This window comes from Xanthomonas sp. F1 (genome assembly GCF_014199855.1).
This window is the reverse complement of record NZ_JACHOK010000016.1, coordinates 38,747-44,746: the sequence shown is the minus strand read 5'-3', so window position 1 is coordinate 44,746 and position 6,000 is coordinate 38,747. Positions and strand designations below refer to the sequence as shown.

Sequence of the window (6,000 nt, the reverse complement as noted above, 5' to 3'; positions counted from 1 at the left end):
GGACTTCCCGCACCTCCTCCGATGATCAGTCGGAAGACATGACGCCTGTTTAGGGGCGTCACGTCCAGATACAAGGAGCGGCTTCAGCCGCGACGCGTTACCGGTAAGGCGTCGCGGCTGAAGCCGCTCCTACGAAGAGCAAGAGGCAGCACGCACGCGGTGTGCCACCAATCCCGAATCCCCACTCACGAATCCCCAAGAAAAAAGCCGGCGTCAGCCGGCTTTTTTCGAGACGTGAGGAACTTACTCCGATTCCCACCACATCCAGAAGCTGTCCCACAGGCGCTTGAAGAAGCCGGCTTCGTCGACCGCCTTCAGCGCCACCAGCGGGGCCTGCGCCACCACCTTGCCGTCCAGGCTCACCTTGACCATGCCGATCTGCTGGCCCTGCTTGATCGGCGCCTCCAGGGTCTTGGGCACTTCGATTGCGGGCTTCAGTTCGTTGTAGCGGCCGCGCGGCACGCTGACCAGCAGCGGCTGCGCCACGCCCAGCAGTACCTGCTTCTCGGTGCCCTTCCACACGCGCTGCTGCGCGACCTGCTTGCCCGGCTCGTACAGGCTGTGGGTCTCGAAGAAGCGGAAGCCCCAGTTCAGCAGCGCCAGGCTGTCCTCGGCGCGCTGCTTCTCGGAGCTGTCGCCCATCACCACCGCGATCAGGCGCTGGTCGCCGCGCTTGGCCGAGCTGAGCAGGCAGTAGCCGGCCTCGGAGGTGTGGCCGGTCTTGATGCCGTCCACACTGGGGTCGCGCCACAGCAGCAGGTTGCGGTTCGGCTGGGTGATGTCGCCGACGCGGAATTCCTTGATCTTGTTGTACGCGTAGGTTTCCGGATAGTCGCGCACCATCGCCCGGCCCAGCAGCGCCAGATCGTAGGCGGTGGTGTAGTGGCCTTCGGCCGACAGGCCGTGGGCGTTGACGAAATGCGAGCCGGTCATGCCGATCTTCTTCGCGTACTCGTTCATCAGCGACGCGAAGGCTTCCTCGCTGCCGGCGGTATGTTCGGCCAACGCGATCGCCGCGTCGTTGCCGGACTGGATCGCCATGCCCTTTTCCATGTCTTCCAGGCGCGCGGTCTTGTTGACCGGGAACCCGCTGTAGCTGCCGTCGGTGCCGGCACCGCCCTCGCGCCAGGCGCGCTCGCTGAGCATGACCTGGTCGTCGCGGGTGATCTTGCCCAGCTTCAGTTCGGCCGCGATCACGTACGAGGTCATCACCTTGGTGATGCTGGCCGGGGCCACGCGTTCGTGTTCGTTCTCGCCGGCCAGCACTTGGCCGGTGGCGTAGTCCATCAGCACCCAGGACTTGGACACGGCCGGCTTGGGCGCGGGCGGGATCGCCACGGTGGCCGGAGCGGCGGCGGCGGCCGGCGGCGCGGGAACCGGGCCGGGCGTCTGCGCGGAAACCAGGCCGACGGCGAACGTGGCCACGGCAGCGACGGCGAAGCGGAATTTCATCTAAAACGACTCCTGGCGGGCCCGAAGGCCGATGGAAAACGCGACATTGTAGGCCGAGCCGGCGCCCGGGCAGGCGCGGCGCGGACACGCGCGCCAACCGGCGTTAAGCCATCGGCGCACCGCGGGCCCCGCGGTGGCGGGTGCGCCGCCTCAGTCCTTGACGATCTGCGGCCGACCGAAGCCGAGGCCGGCGATGCGGCTGGCCAGTTCCGCGGCGCGGCCATGATCCTCGGCCGCCACCCGCAGCCGCCACAGGGTGCGGCCACCGGAAACGATGTCGCTGATGCTGGCGCCGACGATGCCGGCCGAGGCCAACTGCGACAGCGCGCGGTTGGCGTTCTCGCGACTGGCGAAGCTGGCCACCTGCAGCAGGATGCCGAGCGGCCCGCGCGCGCTGTCGGCCTCGGCGCGCGGCTCGGCGGTGGCGACCGCTCTGGCGGGAGTCGCCGGCGTCGGCGTGGCCACGGCAACGCTCTGCGCAGCCGCGGCAGGGGCGGCCGTGGGCGTGACGGCTGCGGTGCCGCGGGATCCGCGCACCGGGGTGCTCGCCGCGGCCACGCTGGGCGCCGGGGCGGTCGGCTTGCCGGTGGCCACGCGCACGCCGCGCGACTTCATCCAGGCGTCGAAACGATCGGCATCGCCGACCCGGCCTGGCGCGTCCTGGACGCGATAGCGCCAGCGCTCGCCTTCCGGCAGCGCCGCGGCCGTGGCGGTCGCCGCTGCGGCGCTAGGCGCAGCAACCGCAGCCACCGGCACGGTCGTGGCGGCGGCCACGCTGCCGCCGGCCGATCCGGCCGACTTCGCCGGCAGAGTCTTGACCAGGTTGTCCATGTCCGCCGCGCGCCGCACCGCCGCGGGATCGCGCGTGGCGGTCGCGGTGGACGCGCTGGCCAGCAGCGTCGCCGGGCGCCGGCCGGGAGTGCGCCGTGCCAGCAGGTCGCCGTTGTCGGCCGGGGTCAGTCCGCGCACTTCCACGCGGCCGGTGCCCTTGCCGGTGATGCCGAGCTTGACCGCCGCCGCGTAGCTCAGGTCGATCAGCCGGTCGTCGTGGAACGGGCCGCGGTCGTTGATCCGCACCACCACCGATTCGCCGTTGTCCAGGTTGGTGACCAGGGCGAAGCTGGGCAGCGGCAGGGTCTTGTGCGCGGCGGTGAACGCGTACATGTCGTAGACCTCGCGGTTGGAGGTCAGCCGGCCATGGAACTTGCTGCCGTAGTACGAGGCGGTGCCGCGCTCGACATAGCTGTGCGGATCGTCGATGACCACGTACTCGCGGCCCAGCACCATGTACGGAGAACGGTTGCCGATCGCCGAACGCGGTTCGTCGGTGACCAGCGGCTCGGGGATGCAGGCGACGTTGGGCACGTAGTCCGGGGTGCTGTCGCGCACGCCGGGCGCGTACAGCCCGCCGGCGGTGTAGTTGCCGCGCTTGGACGGATCTTCCTTGGCCGGCGCATAGGGCGAGGTCGACGGGCAGCCGGTGGCGACGTGCGCCGGCCCCTTGCCCTCGACCCGGATGCCGGGTCCGGCGCCGCCGGCGGTCTTCTTCGGGGCGCTGCTGCAGGCGGCCAGCGCCAGCACAGCGACGACGGGAGCGATCCGGAGCAGCGCGTTCGGGTTCATGCCGGGGGTAACTCCTTGCCGGCGATGGCCTGGGACAGTTGGTAGACGGCCATCGCGTACATTTTGGAATTGTTGTAGCGGGTGATCGCGTAGTAGTTCTGGAAGCCCAGCCAGTACTGCTTGCCGGTGCTGCCGTCGAGGGTGATCGGCGTGGCGTTGCCAGCGGACGTCGGCACCGGTGCGGTCGGCGTGTAGCCGCGCGCGGCCAGGTCGGCCAGGGTGTAGGTCGGCGTCCAGTCGGTCGGATTGAATTCTTCCGCCCCCGGACGCAGCATCGCCGGCACCGCGACCACGCCATCGCGCACCCAGCCGCCCTTCTTGACGAAGTAGTTGGCGATGGACGAGAACGCGTCGTCGTAGTCGGTGAACAGGTTGCGCTTGCCGTCGCCATCGCCATCCACCGCGAACTGGCGGTAGCTGGACGGCATGAACTGGCCCAGGCCCATCGCGCCGGCATAGCTGCCGGTCAGGGTGGTGATGTCCAGGTTCTCCTCGCGCGCCAGCGCGAACAACTGGCCGAGTTCGTCGCGGAAGAACAGCTCGCGGCGCACCTCGCGCTCGAGCTTGGCGGGGTCGCCGCTGCGCGGGTAGCGGAACGCCAGCGTGTACAACGCATCCAGCACGCGGTAGGAGCCGGCGTTCTTGCCGTAGCTGGTCTCCACGCCAATGATCGCCACGATGACTTCGGCCGGCACGCCGGTGCGCGCCTGCACCCGCTGCAGTTCGTCGCGATGCGTGGCTAGGAACGCGCGGCCGCCATCGATCCGCGCCTGGCTGATGAACATCGGCCGGTATTCGCTCCACGGCTTGACCCGCTCGGCCGGGCGCGACATCGCCGCGACGATCGCATCCTTGAACTGGGCCTGCGCCAGGGTCGCCTCGATCTGCGCCGGATCGATGCCGTACCTGGCCGCGGTGTCGCGGACGAAGTTGGCGCGAGCGACCTCGAACGGCACCGGGGTCAGGTCCACCGGCGGCGCCTGTACCGCCTCGGGTGCGGCTTCGACCGGTGGTGCCGGGCGGGGGGCCGGCGGCGGCGCACTGGCCTGCGGCGGCGACGGCGGCGCCTTGGGCTGGGTCGCGCATGCGACCAGGCCAAGCGTGAGCAGGCAAATCAGCGAGCGTCGGATCATGCCGGCAGACTAACAGATTCAAGATGAATTTCTACCAATAACGCCATGAAACAAAAGAACTTTGCCGCAGGTCAAGTGCACGCGCAGCATTCCTGTCAGGGGCTCGCCGCCCCGACCGGACCAGGCGCCGCACGCGAGGCGCGCGGCGCTGTGCGCAGGTGCGCGCGCTTACAGCGCGGGAAACACGGGTGCGCGCGCGCAGACCGGCGCCGTGCCGGCCACCGAGGTCGCATACGTGGTGGCGTTGCTGTCGGCGCTCAGCTGCAGGTTGGAGCGGTCCACGCCGATCCGCGCATTGGTGGCCTTGAGCGCGGTGACGTCGGCGGCCACGCTGGCCAGCACCAGGTCCAGCGGCGTCGCGGCGTTGTAGCCCTGCACCGCGCTGCCCTTACCTTTCGGCGTGCCCTGCGCAGTGAGTCCGTTGACCAGGATCTTGCTGAAGGTCGGTACCGTCCCGCTGCCGCCGCCGCTGTACAGCGGATTGATCACCAGCGCGTTGGCCACGCCGAACAGACAGGTGTTGCGATAGGTGACATCGCTGACCGGGCCGCCCTTGGCCAGGCCGGTCTTGATGCGCAGCCCGTTGTTGTCGGTACTGATCGCGCCATCGGCATCGTGGCCGACCAGACTGTTTCCGTCCACCAGCACGTTGTCGACGCCGTACATCACCTCGCTGCCGATGGAGATGCCGTGGGTGCCGTAGAACCGCGAGTTGCGCACTGTGATGTTGGCCGACTTGGCGGCGATGGTCTTGATCGCCACGCCGTCGTCGCCGCTCATCACGTCGTTGTCGTAGAGCGTTGCGTTGGTGACGCTATCCAGATCCAGCCCGTCGGTATTGGGACTGCCCGCGGGGGCCTTGACACGCACGCCCCAGACGGTGACTCCGTCGGCGATGTGGACGAACAGGTGAAAGTACGGGGCGTTGAGCAGATTGACGTCGTAGATGCGCACGTCGCTGGCGTTCTGCACCTTGATCAGGTCCGGGCTGTTCTGGGTCAGGCCACTGGCCTTGGCCTTCTCGCCGAATTGCCACCAGCTGTCGCTGCCGCCGAGCATCGGCAGGTCGCCGCGCCCGTCGATGCTGCCCTGGCGGCCGCTGCCGTCGCGCAAGCCCATCACCCCCAAGGCCTTGCCCTTGAGATTGATCAGCGCGCGGCAGCCACCGCTGCCGGAGGCGGCCTTGCCACAGCTGTTGGCACCGGCGACCTGGTAGTCAGCGGGCTTGCGCGAGGCAAACAGGGTGACGCCCGTGTCGATCGCCAGCGTGACGTTGGTGGCGATGTTCAGCGGCCCGCTGAGAAACGCATTGCCGGCACCGGCACGCAACAGCACCGCGCCTTGTCCACCGGCAGCGGCGCAGCGGTCGAGGGCGGCCTGGATGCGTGCGGTGTCCGGTGCGTTCTGCTCTTGGGCATCGGTAAACACCCGCCCTTGGGGCTGTAGCGTGGCGTCGAGCGGATTACCGCAGAGGGCCGGGACGGTCGGTTCGGCGACGACCCGCGTATCGCCGGTCGCAGCAGCGACGTCGGAAACGGCCAGGGCAGTGAGGCAGCCAAGCAAAAGCGCAATGGAAACGTGAGTGGTCATGATCGGGGGATAGTGTGGGGAAGGAAGCGCGCGCGTCGCGGCGCGTCGAACGCGACGATGGACGCAGGTCGTCGGGCAACTGCTGCGCTGCTGGCGGATGTCGACGATCCCCGACGCGCGTCGAAATGGTAACCCTGCACGCGGCGCCACGACCTACCCCGCACGCGTGCAATCCGGGCAGTACGCCTCCTTTTCCTTCGCC

General features: G+C 69.1%; 4 protein-coding genes. All 4 read right to left on the bottom strand.

Going from position 1 to position 6,000, the window contains the following annotated elements:
• Window positions 1-243: 243 nt before the first annotated feature.
• A complete protein-coding gene (locus GGR71_RS20730) occupies window positions 244-1,452 on the bottom strand; it encodes a D-alanyl-D-alanine carboxypeptidase family protein (RefSeq protein ID WP_160963449.1) in 1,209 nt (402 codons plus the stop codon).
• Between the two features lie 150 nt (window positions 1,453-1,602).
• Window positions 1,603-3,075 carry a septal ring lytic transglycosylase RlpA family protein gene (locus GGR71_RS20725; RefSeq protein ID WP_184452280.1) on the bottom strand — a complete coding sequence of 491 codons (1,473 nt, stop codon included), beginning with the start codon at window positions 3,073-3,075 and terminating at the stop codon, window positions 1,603-1,605.
• Window positions 3,072-4,208, bottom strand: a complete 1,137-nt coding sequence (gene mltB, locus GGR71_RS20720; RefSeq protein WP_160963445.1) for a lytic murein transglycosylase B — start codon at window positions 4,206-4,208, stop codon at window positions 3,072-3,074. The genes GGR71_RS20725 and mltB overlap by 4 nt, the downstream gene beginning before the upstream one ends.
• 168 nt (window positions 4,209-4,376) lie before the next feature.
• The gene (locus GGR71_RS20715; protein ID WP_160963443.1) at window positions 4,377-5,798 is read right to left on the bottom strand and encodes a glycoside hydrolase family 28 protein; all 1,422 of its coding nucleotides are present in this window, start codon (window positions 5,796-5,798) and stop codon (window positions 4,377-4,379) included.
• Between the last annotated feature and the right edge of the window lie 202 nt (window positions 5,799-6,000).

Bases quoted from the DNA above. Each gene is read 5' to 3' on its own strand.
- GGR71_RS20730 (WP_160963449.1), bottom strand. From the start codon at position 1,452: ATGAAATTCCGCTTCGCCGTCGCTGCCGTGGCCACGTTCGCCGTCGGC.
- mltB (WP_160963445.1), bottom strand. From the start codon at position 4,208: ATGATCCGACGCTCGCTGATTTGCCTGCTCACGCTTGGCCTGGTCGCA.
- GGR71_RS20725 (WP_184452280.1), bottom strand. From the start codon at position 3,075: ATGAACCCGAACGCGCTGCTCCGGATCGCTCCCGTCGTCGCTGTGCTG.
- GGR71_RS20715 (WP_160963443.1), bottom strand. From the start codon at position 5,798: ATGACCACTCACGTTTCCATTGCGCTTTTGCTTGGCTGCCTCACTGCC.